19 protein-coding genes are annotated in these 20207 nt (G+C 65.6%); 13 read left to right on the top strand and 6 right to left on the bottom strand.

The window, feature by feature from the left end:
• Window positions 1–7 precede the first annotated feature (7 nt).
• Window positions 8–1534: an ABC transporter substrate-binding protein gene (locus AC1DYU_RS21455; protein WP_158485211.1), complete on the bottom strand. Its 1527-nt coding sequence runs from the start codon at window positions 1532–1534 to the stop codon at window positions 8–10.
• A 272-nt stretch (window positions 1535–1806) separates the two neighbouring features.
• Here AC1DYU_RS21455 and AC1DYU_RS21450 point away from each other — a divergent pair, with 272 nt between their 5' ends.
• The 7 genes from AC1DYU_RS21450 to AC1DYU_RS21420 all read left to right on the top strand — a co-directional run bounded on the left by AC1DYU_RS21450 (window position 1807) and on the right by AC1DYU_RS21420 (window position 9501).
• Window positions 1807–2235: a RidA family protein gene (locus tag AC1DYU_RS21450; protein WP_476793396.1), complete on the top strand. Its 429-nt coding sequence runs from the start codon at window positions 1807–1809 to the stop codon at window positions 2233–2235.
• 10 nt (window positions 2236–2245) lie between these two features.
• Entirely contained in the window at window positions 2246–3403 is a 1158-nt protein-coding gene (locus AC1DYU_RS21445; RefSeq protein WP_476793395.1) for an NAD(P)/FAD-dependent oxidoreductase, read from the top strand.
• Window positions 3404–3415: 12 nt separating this feature from the next.
• Window positions 3416–4129, top strand: coding sequence for an SDR family NAD(P)-dependent oxidoreductase (locus tag AC1DYU_RS21440; protein WP_476793394.1), 714 nt, complete (start codon window positions 3416–3418; stop codon window positions 4127–4129).
• A gap of 123 nt (window positions 4130–4252) precedes the next feature.
• Window positions 4253–5806 carry an ABC transporter substrate-binding protein gene (locus tag AC1DYU_RS21435; protein WP_158485208.1) on the top strand — a complete coding sequence of 518 codons (1554 nt, stop codon included), beginning with the start codon at window positions 4253–4255 and terminating at the stop codon, window positions 5804–5806.
• 55 nt (window positions 5807–5861) lie between these two features.
• The gene (locus tag AC1DYU_RS21430; RefSeq protein WP_158485207.1) at window positions 5862–6800 is read left to right on the top strand and encodes an ABC transporter permease; all 939 of its coding nucleotides are present in this window, start codon (window positions 5862–5864) and stop codon (window positions 6798–6800) included.
• A complete protein-coding gene (locus AC1DYU_RS21425; protein ID WP_476793393.1) occupies window positions 6797–7690 on the top strand; it encodes an ABC transporter permease in 894 nt (297 codons plus the stop codon). Before AC1DYU_RS21430 ends, AC1DYU_RS21425 begins: the two co-directional genes overlap by 4 nt.
• On the top strand, window positions 7687–9501 hold the full coding sequence (locus AC1DYU_RS21420) for an ABC transporter ATP-binding protein (protein ID WP_476793392.1): 1815 nt from the start codon (window positions 7687–7689) through the stop codon (window positions 9499–9501). Before AC1DYU_RS21425 ends, AC1DYU_RS21420 begins: the two co-directional genes overlap by 4 nt.
• A gap of 160 nt (window positions 9502–9661) precedes the next feature.
• Here the strand turns inward: AC1DYU_RS21420 and AC1DYU_RS21415 are convergent, their stop codons facing one another.
• Genes AC1DYU_RS21415 through AC1DYU_RS21400 form a run of 4 tightly spaced genes read right to left on the bottom strand, consistent with a single transcriptional unit; the run spans window position 9662 to window position 13819 of the window.
• Window positions 9662–10411 carry an SDR family NAD(P)-dependent oxidoreductase gene (locus AC1DYU_RS21415; protein WP_476793391.1) on the bottom strand — a complete coding sequence of 250 codons (750 nt, stop codon included), beginning with the start codon at window positions 10409–10411 and terminating at the stop codon, window positions 9662–9664.
• Complete coding sequence (locus tag AC1DYU_RS21410; protein ID WP_476793390.1) at window positions 10411–11700, bottom strand: ABC transporter substrate-binding protein; 1290 nt, start codon at window positions 11698–11700, stop codon at window positions 10411–10413. The genes AC1DYU_RS21415 and AC1DYU_RS21410 overlap by 1 nt, the downstream gene beginning before the upstream one ends.
• A 57-nt stretch (window positions 11701–11757) precedes the next feature.
• Window positions 11758–13056 carry an ABC transporter substrate-binding protein gene (locus tag AC1DYU_RS21405; RefSeq protein ID WP_476793389.1) on the bottom strand — a complete coding sequence of 433 codons (1299 nt, stop codon included), beginning with the start codon at window positions 13054–13056 and terminating at the stop codon, window positions 11758–11760.
• Entirely contained in the window at window positions 13028–13819 is a 792-nt protein-coding gene (locus AC1DYU_RS21400) for a FadR/GntR family transcriptional regulator (RefSeq protein ID WP_476793388.1), read from the bottom strand. The genes AC1DYU_RS21405 and AC1DYU_RS21400 overlap by 29 nt, the downstream gene beginning before the upstream one ends.
• A 107-nt stretch (window positions 13820–13926) precedes the next feature.
• Between AC1DYU_RS21400 and AC1DYU_RS21395 the strand changes: the two genes are divergently transcribed.
• Genes AC1DYU_RS21395 through AC1DYU_RS21375 form a run of 5 tightly spaced genes read left to right on the top strand, consistent with a single transcriptional unit; the run spans window position 13927 to window position 17991 of the window.
• Window positions 13927–15051 (top strand): mandelate racemase/muconate lactonizing enzyme family protein, encoded by a 1125-nt coding sequence (locus tag AC1DYU_RS21395; RefSeq protein WP_476793387.1) that lies wholly within the window; start codon window positions 13927–13929, stop codon window positions 15049–15051.
• The gene (locus AC1DYU_RS21390) at window positions 15051–15926 is read left to right on the top strand and encodes a carbohydrate ABC transporter permease (RefSeq protein ID WP_158485199.1); all 876 of its coding nucleotides are present in this window, start codon (window positions 15051–15053) and stop codon (window positions 15924–15926) included. The genes AC1DYU_RS21395 and AC1DYU_RS21390 overlap by 1 nt, the downstream gene beginning before the upstream one ends.
• Entirely contained in the window at window positions 15919–16752 is an 834-nt protein-coding gene (locus tag AC1DYU_RS21385; RefSeq protein ID WP_158485198.1) for a carbohydrate ABC transporter permease, read from the top strand. Before AC1DYU_RS21390 ends, AC1DYU_RS21385 begins: the two co-directional genes overlap by 8 nt.
• Before the next feature lie 4 nt (window positions 16753–16756).
• Window positions 16757–17656 carry a DUF6772 family protein gene (locus AC1DYU_RS21380; protein WP_476793386.1) on the top strand — a complete coding sequence of 300 codons (900 nt, stop codon included), beginning with the start codon at window positions 16757–16759 and terminating at the stop codon, window positions 17654–17656.
• Window positions 17656–17991 (top strand): hypothetical protein, encoded by a 336-nt coding sequence (locus AC1DYU_RS21375; RefSeq protein ID WP_158485197.1) that lies wholly within the window; start codon window positions 17656–17658, stop codon window positions 17989–17991. The genes AC1DYU_RS21380 and AC1DYU_RS21375 overlap by 1 nt, the downstream gene beginning before the upstream one ends.
• Before the next feature lie 489 nt (window positions 17992–18480).
• Here AC1DYU_RS21375 and AC1DYU_RS21370 read toward each other — a convergent pair whose 3' ends face one another.
• Window positions 18481–18747: a DUF6455 family protein gene (locus AC1DYU_RS21370; RefSeq protein WP_476793385.1), complete on the bottom strand. Its 267-nt coding sequence runs from the start codon at window positions 18745–18747 to the stop codon at window positions 18481–18483.
• Between the two features lie 348 nt (window positions 18748–19095).
• On the opposite strand from AC1DYU_RS21370, the gene AC1DYU_RS21365 reads away from it, so the two are divergent.
• Window positions 19096–20073, top strand: coding sequence for a GAF domain-containing protein (locus AC1DYU_RS21365; protein WP_476793384.1), 978 nt, complete (start codon window positions 19096–19098; stop codon window positions 20071–20073).
• Window positions 20074–20207: the final 134 nt, after the last annotated feature.

The raw sequence follows: 20207 nt of genomic DNA, 5'->3' as shown, positions 1-20207 counted from the left end.
TCCCAGGTCAAGCCAGCGAGGTTTCTTCCAGCGAATAGGCCGAGAAGAAATTCGTGCCACCCGGCAGAGCCTTGAAGCCCGTCACGCCCTTGACCATGCCATAGCCCTGGGAGCGCCAGGCGAGGCCGACGAGCGTCGCCTGCTCCAGAGCGAGCTTCTCGAGCTCGGCATAGATGGCCTTGCGCCTGGCGATGTCGAACTCGGCGCGCCCCTTGGCGAAGAGCGCGTGGAGCTCCGGCGTCGGCAGGCCAAAACTGCGCGAGATGTTCGGGGGCAACTCACCGTCAAGCAGCGGTGCGAGCCCGTCCGGATCGTTGTTGTCGGCCGTCGTGCCCTGGACGCAGAATTCGTAGCGCCCCTTGCCGCCGAGATCGACGCGCGAGGCCCAGTCCGGCAGGTTGAGCTTCACGTCGATGCCGATCTCGCCGAGATGGGCCTGCACCACCTCGGCGGTCGATTTGTGCATGCCGTATTGCGCCGTCGACAGCAGCGTGCAGGAAAAACCCTTCGCCACGCCGGCTTCCGCCATCAGCTGCCTGGCCCTGTCGGGATCATAGCTCCAGAATTTCGCGCGTCCGGCATCGTAATAGGGGCTGGTATCGGGGATCGGGATGCCCTGGAGTGGCGTGCCGCGCCCGAAGAAGGCGGCCTGGACGATGTCCTCGCGCCGGATGGCGAAACCGACCGCCTGACGCAGGCGCGGATCCTTGAACGGCCCGCTGGTGCCATTGAAGTTCAGTCCCATGAACGGGCCGTTGGCAGCGTCGAGCTTGAGGCGCGGATCCTTCTCGATCGCAGCCATAGACTGCCAGGGTACATATTCGATCAGATCGACATCGCCGGCCTGGAGCGCGGCGACACGCAGGTTTTCATCGGCATAGGCGGTGAGCTTGATGCCGGCGAGCCTGGGCAGGCCGGGCTTGTAGTATTTGTCGAAGGCCGCAACCTCGATCGAGACGCCGCGCTCCTGATCCTTGACGGTGAAGGGGCCGGCGCCGACGCCGAGGCCGCGCCCTTCGATCGAGTCCTTGGCGATGATCGGCGCGTGCGGGCTGGCGAGCCAGATCGGCAGGGTCACGGTCGGCTGCTTCATGACGATGCGCACGGTGCGGGGATCGGGCGTCTCGATTTTTTCGATGCCGCCGAATTCGGCCTTCAGGAAGGCAGCGGAATTCGGCGCGGCGATCTGCTCCAGCGTCCATTTCACATCGTCGGCCGTCACCGACTTGCCGTTATGGAAGCTCGCCTGCCGCAGCTTGAAGACCCAGGCCGTCTCGCCGTCCTGCGTCCAGGATTCCGCGAGCTCGGGCCGAACCTCGCCCTTTTCGTCGAAGCCGGTCAGGCCGCGGAAGATCAGGAGCTTCACGGTGAGCGCGGCGGTGCCGGTATGGACCCAGGGCTGCAGGCTCGGCGGAAAACTCGACAGGCCGAAGCGCAGGACCTTTCTCGCGAGTGTCTGGGAGAAGGTGGAGGCCGTAACCAGGGGAAGGCTGGCTCCGGCAGCGACAAGGGCACGGCGCGAAATCATCGTCATCGGAGATCCCCTTTTTATCGGCCTGAGGCAGCATGGATTGGTGTATACCAAACGTCAATCGCGTCTTCACCTGGGATGGGGCGCGTCTTCTTGAGCGCGAGCGGCGTGTCGGGTCTTCCGCGGTTTCTACGCGCCCTTTCGGCGGCATCCTTGACAGCATTGATCGGCTTGAGTGGTATATACCAATCTTGCTGACGCCGAGTGGGCAAGCCGATCGCCGACGCGCGGCGAAAACTGCCGTGCTCCGCTGAACATGCTTGGAGGAGATGCCCGTGAGCGAGATCATCAAAGTCAAATCCGGGAGCAAGTACGAGGATCTGAACAGCTATTCGCGGCTGGTGGTCGCCGGCGACATGATTTTTGTCTCCAACACGGCCGGGCGCAACTACAAGACCCGCGCCATCGCCAGCGACGCCAGGGGCCAGGCCGAGCAGGCCTTCAGCAATATCGAGGGCGCGCTCGCCGCCGTCGATGCCTCGTTGAAGGACGTCGTCGCGATCAAGGTCTTCGTCCCGGACATCGCCGATATGGCGGCGGTCGGCGAGGTCGTCGGACGCAAGTTCCGCGGCATCGACCCCGCCAACACCACGACCTGCACGCCGCTCGGCCAGCCCGAGCTCAAAGTCGAGTTCGAGGTCACCGCGTATCGGCGTCGCCGGCCGGACGAGGTCGAAAAGCGCATCAGCGTCGACCTGTCCTGAGCCTGTCGACATGCCGGACGTTATCATCGTCGGAGGCGGGATCAGCGGCGCGGCCGCAGCCTACGAGATCGCGCGCGCCGGGCATTCGGTGACATTGTTCGAGGCCCGCAGCCTGGCGGCGATGGCGTCCAGCTGGACATTGGGCGGTGTCAGGCAATCCGGGCGCGACCCGGCGGAGCTGCCGCTGGCGAAGGCGGCGGTCGAGCGCTGGGGCGGGTTGGACGAGGAGCTCGGCGCGACGACCGGCTATCGCCGGCGCGGCAATCTGCGCCTCGCGCGGACGGAAGCCGAGGTCGAGATCATCCGCGAGCTGGTTGTCCGGCAGCGAGAGCTCGGCCTCGCCATAGACTATCTGCCGGACAATGCGGCGATCAGGGCGATCGCGCCGGCCATCGGCCCGTCGATCCTCGCCGCCTCGTTCTGCCCGGGCGACGGCCATGCCGACCCTATCCCGACGGTGCGGGCCTTCGCTGCGGCCGCCGCGCGTTATGGCGCGACCATCCGTGAGGGCACCGGGGTGCGGGCGCTGACCCGAACTGGCGACACAGTCACGGGCATCGAGACATCAGATGGCGAGATCGTTTCCGCCGGGCGGGTCATCCTGGCGACAGGCATCCATGCGCCAGAACTGCTGCGGCCACTGGGGCTCGATCTGCCGCTGCGGGTCAAGCTCGTCTGCGTCATGCAGAGCGTGCCGCTGCCGCCGCTGTTCGAGCAGGTCTTCGGCGTCGCCAATGCCGACGCCGCCGGCCGGCAGGAAGTCGATGGCCGCCTGCGCGTCACCACCGGCATCGGCGACTGGCCGCATGAACCGGTCTCCTGGACAATGGACGCGCTGGCTCCGCGCGCGGCGGACATCGCCGTCTTGATCGAGCGGGTGACGCAGGTGCTGCCGGCTGCCGCCGATGCCGGGATCGCGCGCCTCTGGGGCGGGTTGATCGACCTCACGCCCGATGCGCTGCCGGCGATCGATGCCCATACTGGCCTCGACGGCCTGATCGTCGCGGCCGGGTTCTCGGGCCATGGCTTCGGCATCGGTCCGGTCACCGGCGAAATCCTCGCCGATCTTGCGCTGGCAAGGCAGCCGCGCTTCGATCTCACCCCGTTCAGGCTGGACCGCTTCTTACGCGAACCCGCGACGGACGTCGCACTGACGCTGCACGGCTAGGGGATATCGCTGATGCTTGCCCCAATAGGACGCGTGATCCTGATCTCGGGCGCCAATCGCGGCATCGGCCGCGCGGTTGCCGAGGCGCTGCACGGGGAGGGCTACTGCCTCAGCCTTGGCGGACGCGACCTCGACTCGCTCAGGACCATGAGCGCCGGCTGGGAGTCGGGTCGTGTCCATGTCGCGCGCTACGACGCGCAGGACTGGACGAGCCACCGTACCTGGACGGATGCGGCGATGGCGCGCTTCGGCCGGATCGACGGGCTCGTCAACAATGCCGGCATGCACAGCGCCATGACCTTGCGCAAGCCGGACGAGGCTGAGCTCGACGCGATCTGGGCGGTGAACTGCAAGGGCCCGCTCAACCTGATCCATTGCGCCCTGCCGCATCTGGAGGCGAGCGGCACGGGCCGCATCGTCAATGTCGCCTCGATGTCAGGCAAGCGCGTGCGCAACGACTATGTCGCCTACAATATGGCGAAACACGCGATGCTCGCCCTGAACCATGCCGCGCGGCGCATCGCCTGGGACAAGGGCGTGCGCGCGACCGCGCTCTGCCCCTCCTTCGTGCGGACCGACATGACCGCGGCGAGCACGGCGCTCACGCCGGGAGCGATGACGCAGCCGGAGGATCTGGCACGGCTGGTTGCCACGGTCCTCGCGCTGCCCAACAATGCTTCGGTCGCGGAATTGCTGGTCAATTGCAGGCTGGAGGATACGCTCTAGGCAGAGATTCAGAGATCACGGACAGGGTGGAATTCGCGATCCGGACGGGTCGCCGCCCTATCCAGCCGTCACCGGCGCAAAGCCGGGATCGCCGACACCCAAGAAAAACACAGGGGAACAGCAATGAAACGAACCGGATCAATCCTCGCAGCCATGCTGGCGGGCACGCTGCTGGCGACGCCCGCGCTCGCGCAAAAGACGGTGCTGACCGTCGGCATGCAAAGTTCGGATGCGGGCGTGCTCGATCCGCATCTGAATTCCGGCACGCCTGGCAAGGCGCTGCTGAACTGGATGTTCAACGGACTCGTGCGGATCAAGCCGGGTGAGCTCTCGCCCGAATTCATGGAACCCGATCTCGCCGAGAGCTGGACCTCCTCGCCCGACGGCAAGGAATGGACCTTCAAGCTGCGCCAGGGCGCGCAGTGCCATCACGGCTATGGCGAGTTCACCTCGGAGGACGCCGTTTATTCGCTCAGCCGCGCGGCGAGTAAGGAGAGCTCGGCCTTTTCCTCGGATTACACCGCCTTCGACAAGGTTGAGGCGCCCGACAAATACACCGTCAAGATTACGCTGAAGCAGGCGATCCCGAGCCTGCTCGGCATCGTGATGAACTATCACGGCGGCAACATGGTCTGTAAGAAGGCCGCCGAGGAGTTGGGCAAGGACGGCTTCGCGAAGAAGCCTGTCGGTACCGGCCCGTTCATGTTCTCCGAATACGTGCCGCAGCAATATGCCAAGCTCGTCGCGAACCCGAACTATTTCCGCGGCAAGCCGAAGCTGACGGAGATCCTCTACCGCTTCATCCCGTCCGATTCCTCGCGCGACCTCGCGTTCCAGGCGGGCGAGCTTGACATGATGCTCGGCCGGCAGGAGCAGGCCTGGGTCGACCGCATGAACGCCTTGCCCGGCGTCAAGGTCGTGGCCATGGGGCCGGCGGAGATGTCGGTGCTGCATCTCAACACGAGCCAGCCGCCGCTCGACAATCTCAAGGTCCGGCAGGCGATCGCGCATGCGATCGACCGCAACGCGATCTGGCAGTTCCGCGGCAAGAACATCTCGCGCCCAAGCGTATCAGTCGTACCGTCGGGCTATCTCGGCACGGACGAGAAGGCGCCGCTGCTGCCCTTCGATCTCGCCAAGTCCAAGGCGCTGCTGGCAGAGGCAGGCTTTCCCAACGGCGTGACGATCAAGACGATCAACACGACGCTGCCCTCGATGCTGAGCTTCACCGAGGCAACGCAGGCACTGCTCAAGCGGGCGGGCATCACGCTGGAGATCCAGCCGGTCGAGCACGCGACCTTCCACCAGCAGATCCGGCAGGATCTGTCGCAGGTCGTGCATTTCCAGGCGGCGCGCTTCCCCGTGGCTGATGTCTACCTGACGCAGTTCTTCCACTCGCGTTCGATCGTAAAAACGCCGACGGCGGTGACCAACTTCTCGCATTGCAAGGTCGCCGATGCGGAGATCGACGCCGCCCGCTCGGAGACCGACAAGGCCAAGCAGATCGAGCTCTGGAAGACCGCCCAGCAGAAGATCATCGCGCAGGTCTGTGCCATTCCCGTGAACGAGATGATGCAGCTCTGGGCCTACAAGGACAGCCTCGACCTCGGCTACGAGCTGAGGGCTTCGCTGAACCTCGGGCCACCGGTGCTGGAGACGACGCGCTTCACGAAGTGATTCCCTAGGAGCGGCCGTAACCGGCCGCTCCTTTTCTCCGACATTCGGCGGCATCATGGGCGCCTTCCTCGTCAAACGGCTCGGCTTCGCGGTCGTCACGCTCTGGGCCGTGCTGACTCTCGTCTTCGTCGTCGTGCGGATCGTGCCGGGCGACCCCGCGCAGGTCATCCTCGGCGATCAGGCCGACGCCAACGCGATCGCCGCGATGCGCACGCGGCTGGGCCTCGATGCCCCGCTGATCGAGCAGTACTGGACCTTCCTGACGGGCGCGATCCGGGGCGACTGGGGCGTCTCGCTCGTCACAGGGCGCCCGGTGATCCAGGAAATCCTCGTCGTCCTGCCCTGGACGCTGGAGCTGACGATCGTCTCGATGCTGATCGGCATCGCCATCGGCGTGCCGCTCGGCGTCTGGGCCGCGATCAACCGCAACCGTATGCCGGACTATGTGACGCGCATCGCCTCGCTGCTCGGGCTGTCCTTCCCGCCCTTCGTCTCGGCGATCATCCTGCTGATCCTGTTTGCGATCATGCTGCGCTGGTTCCCGGTGATCAGCGCGGGCTCGGGTTCGCTCTCGGCCTGGTTCCAGGCAATGGCGCTGCCGGCGCTCAACCTCGGGCTGATCATGGCAGCCTACATCACCCGCGTCGCCCGCTCGGCCATGCTGGAGGTGATGCAGGAGGATTATGTCCGCTCCGCCCGCGCCAAGGGCGTACCCTGGCGCGTGGTGGTCTGGCGGCATGCGCTGCGCAACGCGCTGATCCCGATCATCACCATCGTCGGCCTCTATCTCGGCATCCTGATCGGCAATTCGGTGCTGACCGAGATCGTCTTCAACCGGCCGGGCCTCGGCAAGCTGATCGTCGGCGCGCTGAACCAGCGCGATTACACCATGCTGCAGGGCATGATGGTGATCTACACGCTGATCGTCGTGCTGGTGAACATCGCGACCGACCTGACCTATGCCCTCGCCGATCCAAGGGTGAAGCTGTCATGAGCACCTCGTCCGTCCATGAGGCCGGGCCGGCCGCCCCGCCGCGAATGCGGCGGCTCTCGGCCACGCTCGGCGCCTTCAACGCCAACAAGACCTCCTGGGTAGGCCTTGTGATCGTGGTCGCGGTGATCCTTGCCGCCGTCTTCGCGCCGCTGATCGCCCCGCATGATCCGCTCGAACAGGACATCCTGTCCCGGCTCCAACCGCCGCATGAGAACTACTATCTCGGCACCGACTATTTCGGCCGCGACATCCTCTCGCGGCTGCTCTACGGCGCGCGCATCTCACTCGTCATCGGCGTGGCCTCTACGGTGATCGCGCTGGTGATCGGCTCGCTGATCGGCATTCTCGCCGGCTGGTATGGCGGAAGATTCGACGTCGTGGTGATGCAGGCGATGGACATCCTGCTCGCCTTCCCCTCGCTCATCCTTGGGCTGATCCTGGTCGCGATGCTCGGCCCCTCGATGGAGAACATCACCATCGCGATCGCGCTGACCTCGATCCCTTCCTTCGCCCGCATCGCGCGCGCGCCGACGATCACGGTCAAGGAACGCGACTTCATCGAGGCCGGCAGGGCGCTCGCCTTCTCGGATGCGCGCATCATGGCCCGCCACATCCTGCCCAACATCTTCCCCGAGATTTTGGTGATGGGTTCGCTCTGGCTCGCCGCAGCAATCCGCACCGAGGCTTCGCTCGCCTTCATCGGGCTCGGCGTGAAACCGCCGATCGCGACCTGGGGCGGCATGATCCGCGAAGGCTTCGAGAACATTCTAGACAGCTACTGGCTCGTGCTGGCGCCGTCACTCGCCATCCTGATCATCGTCTTCGCTCTCAACATCCTCGGCGACGGCCTGCGCGACGCCATCGATCCCAAGCTGAAGGGCGAGCGATGAGCGCCCCCGTCCTCTCCGTCCAGAACCTCCAGACCGCCTTCCGCGTCGGAGGGCAGTGGCGCTGGGCGATCGAAGACCTGAGCTTTGACGTTGCGCCCGGCGAAACCGTCGCGATCGTCGGCGAATCCGGCTCGGGCAAATCAGTCACCGCGCTCTCGATCATGCGGCTGGTCTCGGAGACGAGCGGGCGCATCCAGGGCAGGATTGCGCTCGATGGCCGCGATCTCTTGGCGCTCACCGAAGACGAGATGCGAAAAGTCCGCGGCAATGACGTCGCGATGATCTTCCAGGAACCGATGACGAGCCTGAACCCGGTTCTCACCGTCGGCTACCAGATCAGCGAGGCGCTGCGCTACCATCGCGGGCTCGACAAGGCTGCAGCCCAGGCCGAAGCCCTGCGCATGCTGGAAAAGGTTCGCATCCCCTCCGCCAAAACCCGCTTCGGCAATTATCCGCACCAACTCTCCGGCGGGATGCGCCAGCGCGTGATGATCGCGACCGCGCTCGCCTGCAAGCCGAAGCTCTTGATCGCCGACGAGCCGACGACCGCGCTCGATGTGACGATCCAGGCCCAGATCCTCGAGCTGATCAAGACGCTGCAGGACGAGGAGGGCATGTCCGTCCTCTTCATCACCCACGACATGGGCGTCGTCGCCGAAATTGCCGACCGCGTCGTGGTGATGTGGAAGGGCCGCAAACTCGAGGACGCAGCCTCCGAACAGGTCTTCAACCGCCCGGTGCATGGCTACACCAAGGCGCTGCTCGCCGCCGTGCCGAAGCTCGGCGACATGGAGGGCCACGGCCGGCCGCTGCGCTTCCCGGCGATCGACGCCGCCAACGGCCAGGTCAAGGGCGTGCCGACACTGGCCGCCGACACGGTCAAGGCCGATGAGGCGCCGCTGCTGGAGGTTTCCGGACTGACGACGCGCTTCGGCATTCGTGGCGGCATCCTGGGCCGTTTGCGCGGCCGGGTCCACGCTGTCGAAAACCTCTCCTTCACGCTGCAACGCGGCGAGACGCTGGCGCTGGTCGGCGAATCCGGCTGCGGCAAATCGACGACGGGGCGCACGATCCTGCGCCTGATCGAGCCGACCGCCGGCACGGTGCGCTTCCAGGGTCGAGACGTCACGGGCTTAGGCAAGGGCGATCTGCTCGACGTCCGCCGCGACATGCAGATGATCTTTCAGGATCCGTTCGCGAGCCTGAATCCGCGCAAGAGCGTCGGCGCAGCTATCGCCGAGCCGATCGTGGTCCATGGCCTGGCCAAGGGAAGCGATGCGCGAGACCGCGTCGCCGAACTGATGCGCAAGGTCGGCCTTTCGCCCGATATGGGCGGGCGCTTCCCACATGAATTCTCCGGCGGCCAGCGCCAGCGCCTGGCGATCGCCCGCGCGCTGGCACTGTCGCCCAAGCTCGTTGTGGCCGACGAGGCGGTCTCGGCGCTCGACGTCTCGGTCAAGGCGCAGGTGCTGAACCTGATGCTCGATCTGCAGGCGGAGTTCGGCCTCGCCTATCTCTTCATCTCGCACGACATGGCCGTGGTCGAGCGTGTCAGTCATCGCGTCGCGGTGATGTATCTCGGCGAGATCGTCGAACTCGGCACGCGCGAAGCGGTCTTCGCCGATCCACGCCATCCCTACACGCGAAAGCTTCTCTCGGCCGTGCCGGTACCTGATCCGGCGCGCCGCTCCCTGCGACGCGAACTGGCGGTCGACGAAATTCCGAGCCCGATTCGCGCGCTCGACTGGAAGGCCCCGGCGCAGGCGCTGGTCGAGGTCGCACCCGATCATTTCGTCAGGCAGGCCGTGTAAGGCGCGTCGCTACGGCAATTGTCGTGACGGATCGTTGTGGAGCCCGGAACATGCGAGGAGAGAAAGGGAGCAGACGCAGCAGGCCCGAGAGCAGATGTTGCCGCGGTTCGACAACAACCGGGCCCATGTCGCCGAACGCGTCGGGCTTTGGCTCAAGCGATTACAGCCGCATGCCACCGTCGACGGCGATTTCGGCACCGTTGAGATAGGCGCCGTCCGGCGTGCAGAGCAGCAGCGCCAGCCCCGCGCAGTCGCCGGGACTCCCGAGCCGCCCGAGTGGAATCCGCTCCAGTGCCAGCGCCTCACGGCCGGGCTGCTGCAGAATCGCCTGGTTGCGCTCCGTCCGGATGGCCCCGGGCTGTATGACGTTCAGGGTAATGTCGGGAGCCCGCAGGGTGCGTGCCAGCGTCAAGATCATGCTGGTCTGCGCGGCCTTGGTGGCGGCGTAGTAGAGACAGTCGGCATTGCCGCGGACCTCCTGCACCGAGCCGATCGCGATCACCCGCCCGAACCCCCGGCCGATCATGACCGGAAGGAAGGCCTGCAGCAGCCGGGCGGTGGCGTGTAGATTGACCTCGCTCTGCACCCGAAGGGCGTCTTCGCTCAGAGCCTCCCAGGTCTCGCGGATTTCGGCGGAGGCACAGAGCACGAGGATATCCGGCTCGCGCCCTGCCAGCCGTAGCTCCGCCAGCATCGCCGACGGTGCGGACGGCACGGCGAGATCGTGGATCAGCGAGCTTGCCGACCAACCGGCCGCCGACAGGGAGCGAGCGATCGTCGCGGCTTGCGCATCGCGGTCGTGGATGATCGTCTCGGCGCCGGCTTCCGCGAGGCGTGTTGCGATCGCCAGCCCGATTCCGCGGGCCGCGCCGGTGACGAGCGCGACCCGTCCTGTCAGCTGGCCTGCCATCAGCTCAACAGGGGCTTCACGCGCTTGACCGCGTCGTCCATCGCTACCTGCGCCGGCTTGATGCCGAGCACGGCGGCCTGCGTTTCCTCGAGGAAGATGTCATGGGCGCGGGCCTGCTCGTCGAAGGCCGGCAGATGGATGCGCGAGGCTTTCAGCGCGGCGGCCTCGTCGGCGGCGTAGGGCATCGCTGCCTTCAGCTTCTCGTCGGAATAGGTCGAGACCCGCGTCGGACCATTGCCGTTCAAGGCCATGGCCAGGGTCCCGGATTTCGACGAGAGCGCCTTGATCATCTCCCAGGCCAGCGGCTTCTGCTTCGTGTTCTTCGGGATCACCAGCGACCAGAATTCCGTCGTCGGCGCGAAGGCGACCTTGCCGACGAGATCGGAGGCCATCGGCGGCAGCAGCGATTTGAAGCGTCCGGCATATTTGCCCTTGCTCGGGTCGTTGTAGGTCACCAGCCGCGCGAAGGGATTGACCGTGATAGCGGCCCGGCCTTGCTGCATCCAGGTCGTGATCTCCTCGTTGTTCACGGTGGCGAAGTTTCGCGGCAGCACGCCGGCCTTGTAGAAATCCGCCAGCAGCGTCAGCGCCTTGACCATGCCGGGCTCGTTGGCGACGAGCTTGCCGTCGCTGGTCATGTAGTCACCGCCAAAGCAGCGCGCGAGCGTCAGGAAATTCGAGGCGAAGGCGGCGGTGAAGGCGAGCCCGAACACCTGCGTGCCGTCGTCGCGCTTGAAGCTCAGCTTGCGGGCGATCTCGGCCAGTTCCTCGAAACTCTCCGGCAGCTTTGTGACGCCGCGTTCCTCCAGCAGCGCCTCGTTGTAGATCAGGGCGTTGGTGGCGTGGCGGACGGGGATGCCGTGCAGCGTGCCATCGAGCTTCAGGGGCGCGATCAGGCCCGGCGCGAAATCGTCGAAAGCTTCGAGCGGAGCTTCCTTCATCAGCGCGTCGAGCGGCTCGAACAGCTTGAGATTGCGCGGTACGGCGCGTCCGTTCAGCAGATAGGCGACGTCGATCGTGGTCTCGCCGAGCGTGACCTCGCGCAGCAGCCGTTCATGGATGGCGTTGACGTCGCCGAAGGTCACCCAATTCACGCTCGCGCCCGAGGCCTTGCGCCAGGCTTCGGTGGCGTCGCCGCCCGGTCCGGTGGTGGCGGAGGTCTGGTGGACGCGGTGGCCGAGCGCGGTGACCGTCTTGGCCTGGGCGCGGGCCGCCTTGGGCAAGGCGAGCGCTGTGGCGGCGCTGCCCGCGAGCAGGCCGAAATGGCGGCGAGAGATCGATCTGGACATGGGCTTCCTCCGAAGTTTCGTCTCGCGCCGTGATCGCGCGTTGGGAGATCGTCGGCTTCAGGCCGGCAGCAGCGGCTGGACGCGCTTGACCAGAGAAGCCATCGCCTCCTCGGGCGTCTTCATGCCGAGCACGGCTGCCTCGGCCTCCTCCTTGAAGAAGTCGCCGGCGCGAGCCGCCTCGTCGAAGGCCGGCAGCGGCACGCGGGCGACCTTCAGCACCTTCAATTCCTCTGCGGCATAGGGCACCGTCTTGCTGAAAGCCTCGTCGGCATAGGTCGAGGCGCGCACCGGGCCGTTGCCGTTGAGCGCTGCCTTCAATGTCGCCTCCCTGGAGACCATCGTCTTGATGAAGCTCCATGCAAGGTCCTTGCGCTTGGCATTCTTCGGAATGACCAGACCCCAGAACTCGACCTTGGCGGGGGCAGCGTCATATTTGCCGGCCAGCGTCTTCGATGCCGGTACGGCGATCGTCTTGATCTTTCCGGGAAATTTCGACTTCTGCGGGTCGTTGTAAATGCGGTTGCGGCCCATGCTCTGCAGGCTCATCGCGGCCCGGCCGGTCTGCATCCAGACATTGACGTCCTCGGGCGAGAGCGTCGCGAAATTGCGCGGGAAGGCATTGGCCTGGAACAGCTCGCGCAGGATCTTGATCGCATTGAGCATTGGCGGCTGGTCGGCGACGCATTTGAAGTCCGGCGTGATGAAATCGCCGTCCCAGGCGCGGGCGAGGTCGATGACATTGGGATAAGTCACGCCCGGCATGCACAGGCCGGTCACCGCCGTGCCGTCGGCGCGGCGATAGGTGCAGGCCTTGGCGACCTCGATCATCTCCTCGATCGTCGCAGGCGGCTTCGAGAAGCCCTTCTCGGCCAGCAATTCCTCATTGTAGTGCAGGCCGGAGGAGGCATGGCGGAAGGGTACAGCAAGCTGGCGGCCAGCCACCTTCATGCCCTCGATCAGGCCCGGAAAGACATCCGCCGCATCCTCGATCGGATCGCGCTTGAGGTAGTCGTCGAGCGGCTCGAACAGGTTGGCGGCGCGCGGGATGACCTGCGTGTTGAGCACGAAGCCGACATCGACGGTCGATTCCGACAGGCTCGCCTCGCGAAACAGGCGCTCCTGCAAGGGGCCGGTGTCGAAGGTTGTCCACTGGATCGCGGTGCCGTTCTTCTGCGCCCAGTCCTTGGTGATGTCGCCGCCCTGCGCGCCGGTCGAGACCGTCTGCATGACGCGATGGGCAAAGACGTTCAGCGGGCCGGCCTGCGCGAAGGCTTGGCGCGGGTCGAACCCGGCAAGGCTCAGGCCGGCGACGCCGCCGAGAAGCTGCCTACGGTCCAGTCCTGTCGTTGTGGTCATGGTCACCCTCCCGGAGTGTCGCGAGTTCCGCGATGGCGGCTTCAGCCGCTTCGAAATGCTTGTTCATGGCGATAGTGGCGGCCTGGGCGTCGCCGGCGCGAATGGCATCGACCACCAGGACATGCCGCCGATAGGTTTTGGCCCAATCGGCGGACGTGCGCGCCTCGCGCGAATTGAAGATTTCCATCACCTCGCGAATGACCGGCCGCAGGCCTCTGATCTGGAAATCGAGCAGGCGGTTGCCCGAGGAGGCGGCGACGGCCTCGTGGAAATCGAGATCGGCCTCGATCCAGCGCGGCACGTCGCCGAGCGCCGCCTCCATGCGTGCGAGAATGAAGTCGAGCCGCTCGACATCGGCCGACGAGCGGCGCTCGGCGCTGTGGGCGGCGATCGGCGGCTCGAGGATGCGACGCAGCTCGACGGCTTCCGTCAGGCCGGTCTTGCGGCCGCGCACGGCGAAACGGAAGAAGCGGTCGAGCGGGCCGGCATCGAGCGCCTGGACGCGCGTGACCTTGCCCTGCTGGATATTGACCACGCCCATCGCCGCGAGCTGGCGGATGGCCTCGCGCGCGATCGGCTTGCTGACACCGAAGGAGGCGGCCAGCCGCGCCTCCGAGGGCAGCGCATCGCCGGGCTTCAGCCGGCCGTCATGGATCGCCTGGGTGATGCGCGCGATCAGCGTGTCGCCGAGCCGCGTCGGCACGACATCGGCCCCGGTGAAGGGGTCGTTGTCGAGCGCGGCCAAGGCCGCGGGCCGGTGCATCAGGGTTTCCATGGCTAATGATTGACAGATGCCGATCAGGTTTGCAACTGATCAACCTATCAGTTAGGTTGATCGCCGACCGGACAGCTCCAGAAGCCGACAGCACAATGGCCACCCGCACCATCGCCAGCATCGAAGCCCATCCGCTGCGCGCGACCTTGCCCAAGGTCCAGCGCACCTCGCAGGGCGAATTCCCGGCCATCGAGATCGTCGTTGTCGAGGTCACGACGAGTGATGGCATCGTCGGCGTCGGTGAGGCCTTGGCGCGCAGGGGTGCGGCCGGCTATGCGCGGCTGATCGACGAGGCGCTCAGCCCCAGGCTGATCGGCAAGGACCCGGCCGACAGGCGCGCGCATTGGAAAGCGATGCGGGCTGTGCTCTCCGGCCGGCCCGGCGGACAACTGGTCGAGGCGATCTCCGCGATCGACATCGCGCTCTGGGACATCGCCGGAAAGGCTGCCGACGCACCAATCCATAAGCTGCTCGGCGGCATCGGCCGGACCGAGGTCGCGGCCTACGCCTCCTCGATCAACTGGCTCGACGATGCCACCGTCGAGGCGGAAGTCGCGAGCGCGCTCAAGGCGGGCTTCCGCGAGATCAAGGTCAAGCTCGGCCATCCCTTGAAGGATGCGATCGCCCGCGCGCGGCTCGTGCGCAAGCTCGCGGGCGACGACATCGCGCTCTATGTCGATGCCAACTGGGCCTATGACGTCGACGACGCGATGATCGTCGGCAAGGCGCTCGCCGATCTCGGCTACGGCTTCTTCGAGGAACCGATCGCGCCGCATGACCGCGAGGGCTATCGCCGGTTGGCACAGCATCTGCCGATCCGTCTCGCCGCCGGCGAGAGCGACTATGTCGGTTCCGAAGCGCTGATGATGCTGCAGGATCGCTCGCTCGGGTTGATCCAGCCCGATGTGACGCGCTCGGGCGGCATCACAGAAACCTGGCGCATCGCCGAACTCGCGGCGAGCTTCCACACTGCCTATGCGCCCCATGTCGGCTGGTCGGGCGCGATCTGCGTTGCCGCCAGCCTGCAGCTCGCTGCCGCGGCCGAGAGCTTTCGCACCTTCGAGTGCATGGTCTACGCCAACCCGCTGCGCGACGCCTTCACCCGGCCGGTCGTCGGCGAGGGTTTCCAGCTCATCGACGGCAAGCTCGCGGTGCCCCAGGGACCGGGGCTGGGCATCGAGATCGACCGTGACATGCTCGCGCGCTTCCGGATCGCGTGATGACCGCCCGCACACCCCTCTCGGCGATCGCGCTCGTCGGTCCCGTCCAGCTGATGGTCGGCTGCGTCATTTTCCTGCCGGCGCTCTATGTGTTCTGGCTCAGCCTGAACCAGTCGAGCTTCGGCCAGGCGGCGACATTCGTCGGGCTGGCCAATTACGCGAAGGTGCTGGGCGACCCCTATTTCTGGCGGGCGCTGGTCAACACGGTGATCGTCGTTGCCATCGTCGTGCATGTCGAGCTGCTGATCGGCCTCGGCATGGCGCTGTTCTTCGCGTCCGGCGTGCCGTTCAGGCCGATCCTGCTCGCCGTCGTGCTCGCGCCTTATGCGGTCTCGGAAGTCTCGGCGGTGGTGATGTGGCGCTATCTGTTCGAGCCCGATGTCGGGATGATGAGCCAGCTTCTCGGCTTCATCGGCCTGCCGCCGATCGAATGGGCGGTGAACCCGAACCATGGCCTGGCTATGGTCAGCCTGCTCTCGATCTGGCTGCATCTGCCCTTCAGCTTCATCATCATCTATGCGGCGCGGCTTTCGATTCCCGACGACCTCTATGAGGCCGGCGCGATCGATGGCGCCACCGGCTGGGCCGCGTTCCGGCGCATCACCTTGCCGCTGCTGATGCCGGCGCTCCTGATCGCGGCGCTGTTTCGCTACATCTTCGCCTTCCGCCTGTTTTCGGAAGTCTGGCTGATGACCGGCGGCGGACCTGCCCGCACGACCGAGGTGATGGCAGTCTACCTCTATCTCGAAGCCTTCCGGTACAACGCCTTCGGCTCGGCGGCCGCCACCGGCTGGCTGCTCGTGCTCGCCTCGCTGCTGCTCGCGCTGGTCTATCTGCGCGGGCTCTACAGGGAGATGTTCCGCAAAAATGCGTAAGCCCTCCCTCCTGCTCCTGATCCTGAAGCTGCTCGGCGTGCTCGCTATCCTGGCCTGGTCGCTGCTGCCGATCGCACTGATCGTGATGTCGTCGTTCAAGTCGGACCGTGACATTTTCTCGCTGACCTCGCGCTTCAGCTTCCTGCCGACGCTCGCCAATTACGAACTGCTCTGGAGCCGCTGGGGCGACTTCTTCTTCGGTCTCTGGAACAGCTTTCTGGTCACGCTGGGCGCCACCGTTCTGGCCGTGGCCGTGTCGCTGCTCGCCGGCTTCGCCTATTCGCGCCATGCCTCGAAAGCGCTCCAGGGCTCAGCCTTCTTCCTGATCTTCATTCGCCTGATCCCGCCGATCGTGATCACGCTGCCGTTGTTTCCCGTGGTCAATTGGCTCGGCCTCAACGACACGCATCTCGTCCTGATCGTGCTCTACGCCACCTTCTTCGTCTCGCTCGGCACCATCGTGATGCGCACCTTCATCGACCAGATCCCGCGCGAACTCGACGAAGCGGCGATGATCGACGGCGCTTCGCAGTTTCAGATCATCCGGCGCGTGATCTTCCCGCTCGCGGCGCAGGGCATGCTGGCGGTCGCGGTCTTCGTCATCGTCTATGCCTGGAACGAGTTCCTCTTCGCCTTCATCTTCACCACGACCAAGGCCAAGACGGCGCCTCTGGTGGTCGCCGAGATGATCGGCGCGGTCGAGGGCGTCGAATGGGGCGTGCTCTTTGCCGCCTCCACCGTGCAGCTCCTGCCGGTGCTCGCCTTCGTCATCCTGATGCAGAAGCACCTTGTCGCCGGCTTGACCGCCGGCGCGGTCAAAGGTTAGCGACATGAATCCGCCAAATTCCCAGCTCGACGACATGCGCCGCGCCATCCGAGAGGCCGACCCGCGGCTCAGCCGCTTCGATCCGCTGCCGCGCATCATCTGTCTCGACGATTTCGACCGCGGCATGTGCGGCTGGACCCAGCTCGTCGGCAATTACGAGCATTCGCTCGATGCGATGCTGCCCGGCTACGCCCAGCACAGCCACGCCATGCTCTCGACGTTGCCGAACTGGGATTTCGGCTCGCATGGCGGCGTCGATGGCTCCTATGCGCTGAAGATCGCGACGCGGCCGAAGAAGGGGGCTCAGAACGTCGCGATCAAGCGTCTGACCTTCCGAAAAGCCGGCCCGATCCGGATCGAGACCTATTTCACCTTCAAGCCGGAGGCGACCGAGCTCGAACTGTCGGAAACCGATATCCGCTCCTTCGGCTTCCTCTACGACCTCCAGGTCGGCGACAGCCACGGCACTGGGGGCGAGCGGGTGATGCCGCATCTGCGCTTTCTCAATGCCGAGAACGGCGTGCACCTGCAGAAATGGCAGTTCAAGCGCAAGACCACGCCGATCAAGCCGATCGGCACAGCCGGCAAGACGATCACGCATTATCATCTTTCGCCGGAGGACTGGGAGGACCTGCCCGGCGGCGCGCAGCGGCTCTGCTACAACGAGATTCCGACCAAGGTGAACTGGCACTATCTGCGCTTCGACTTCGATCTCGCCACGATGCAGGCCACGGGCTTCCAGGTGAACGACCGCGTCTTCGACATGGGAGCTTACGAGCCCATTCGCATGCCGGCGATGAGAAACCTCTGGTGCATGCTCAATATCGGCTTCTTCGCCGAGACCGACACCGACAAGCGCGCCTTCGCCTATCTCGATTCCGTCTGCCTGTCGGGAGACTTCTGATGCTGCCCGAAAACCTTACCGCCATCGTCGCCCGCAACGAGGTCTGGACCGGCGACAGCGCAACCGAGCCTTATGAATGCGGCTGGGCCAGGGAGGCGATCGTCTTCGTGCGGGCGCTGAAAGCCCCCAGGGGCGCGCTCCCGAAGGCGCGCATCGAGATTTCGGCGGACGGGATGCACTGGGCGGCGGAAGGGTCGCAGTTCGATCTCCCGGCTACCGAGAACGCGGTAACTTTCCAGCGGCTCGGCCATTTCGGCAACTTCGTCCGCGTGGCCGCGTCGCTGCCGGAAGGCTCCGAAATAACCCTGCTGGTTGCTTGGCATTTGAAGGCCTGAACAGCATGACGGACGAATGCCGAGCAGGTTCATCGAGGTTCCGATGCGCCATAACCGGAGGTTGGGCGTCGCTCGCGTGTAACCGCTTGAGCGATCCAGGACGTTGATCTGGATCAAGGAAGCTTCGGCTGCAGGGATCGCAGGCGCGACATCAGATCTCAAGGCACATCGCCATCCAGCCAGCGGCATAGCGCGGCGCCCGCCGATCAAGAGCGAGGCTGCTCGTTTGGCTCTGCTTGAGAGCGCGGTCGACAGGCTGCTGCACGCCTGCCGCTCCCCGAGCGTGGGACGAACAGGCCTGTGCCGACGCTGTCCGGCCCAACGACAGTTCGCGTTCGGATTCGCGGGGCGCTGAGCCCATATGCTTGCTCCTTCTCGGCTGCCCTCGCCGGATTTGCGCAAGCTTGGTTGCGCAGGCGTCTTTTACATCGTCTGGCGCGATCCTGCATTCAGGAGTTGTCCTGAGTTGCGAGGCCGCACCGGCGATACTCACGAATTCGTCTGCCCGCGACCCCGCCCGATGTCCGCGAAGAACCGCGCATTGGGACAGAATCCCGGCCCGCGCTCGGCGGAGCGGTTCTGCTCGATCCATTTTCCACAATCGCGGTGGGCATCGCACCAGAGGCAGCGGCGGTTGGCGGCGTCATAGAGACGACCACGACTGGCCGCGGCCTCCGGCGTCACCCCGAGGCGCTCCATCATTGCGCCCATCAACCGCGCCTGTCGCACGAAACGCCTTGAAATCCAGCGAAACATGGCAGCTCCCTAGCTTGGATGCCTTGCGTTCGATCGCTCGAACGAAGCGCGCCAGCTCCGATGGCGCAACGAGTGATAATCAGCAGGTCCCAACGCTGCTTTGATCTGGAACAAGCGTCCGGCAGGCCTGGCCTGAATTCCGCCTTGGGACCGCCCCTGACCGAAGTTCATACCGGGGTGTCGCGAGCCAGCGATGTCGAGCGGCCGCTTGCCGCCTCCGCGATTCGCCGTAATTGACTTTGTCGCGAGAGCCGTCGGAAATGGCTCTACCGCATCGCGACCGGCGGCCCGCTTGGCACATCCGGTTCCAGAGAACGCGGGTAAAGGGGGCGGAATCGGGCATGGGCAATGGGCGGAACAGGTAGGGCGCATCATCACGCCGATCGAGTCTATTCGACCCTGAGCGACCGCGCTGCTACCGCGCAGTCGGCCGTGGCGGCGTCTTGGTCGCGCTCGCTGATGAAATATGGCCTCGACCCCAACCATGCACGCCCGCCGCGCCGTCTGGATCAGCGCGAATTCGATGCTGCCTTCGAACGCCTGGATCCGTTGATCAGGCTGGCGCAGACCTCGCTGGATCGCCTCTTCCAGTCTGTCGGCGATGCCGGCTGCTGTGTGCTGCTGACCGATCGCGAGGGCATTCCGCTCGACCGGCGTGGCGTGGCCGGAGATGATCTCGACTTCCGCAATATGGGCCTCTGGACCGGCATGGTCTGGAGCGAGGCCAGCGAGGGCACAAACGGCGTCGGCACCTGCGTCGCCGAAGGGCGCCCGCTGACGATCCATCGCGACCAGCATTTCCTCACCCGCAATATCGGCCTGAGCTGCACCGTCGCCCCGATCTGGGATGCGCGTGGACGGTTGATCGCGACGCTGGATGTTTCGACTTGCCGCGCCGACCTGACGCCGGCCATGCTGAAGCTCGTCGCCGGCGCGACGGTCGAGGCGGCGCACCGGATCGAGGACCATCATTTCCGGATGGCCTTTCCGAAAGCGCGGATCGTGGTTGCACAGGACGGAGCCGGCGGAGGGGGCGGGCTTCTGGCTGTCGACAAAGGAGACCTCGTCATCGGCGCGAGCCGCGCCGCGCGACTGGCCTATGGCCTGACCGACGAACGGCTCGCGCAGCCCTTTCCGGCGGAAGACCTGTTGATGGGTCACGAAGCCAAGCCGGACGAGGAACTGAGCGCCGCCGAGCGCGGCGTCGTGCGGAGAGCGCTGGCCCGGGCCAATGGCAACGTCTCCGCAGCCGCCCGCGCGCTCGGCGTCAGCCGCGCAACCATGCACCGCAAGCTTGCGCGGCTGGGGTTTGAACGCGCCCGATAAGGCTAACTCAGCGATCTCTTCCGCAATCTGTCGCAAAGCTGAGACAGTCCTGCTGTCAAAAATGCGGATTCGATCCTGACAGCGGCGCTGGATAGGGCCGATCCTCCTTCTCAGGGCGCGGCCTCAAGGCGCCG

Source organism: Allobosea sp. P2_B12, from assembly GCF_056404835.1.
The sequence above is the reverse complement of the archived record's forward strand: the minus strand, read 5'-3'. Positions and strand labels throughout refer to the sequence as shown.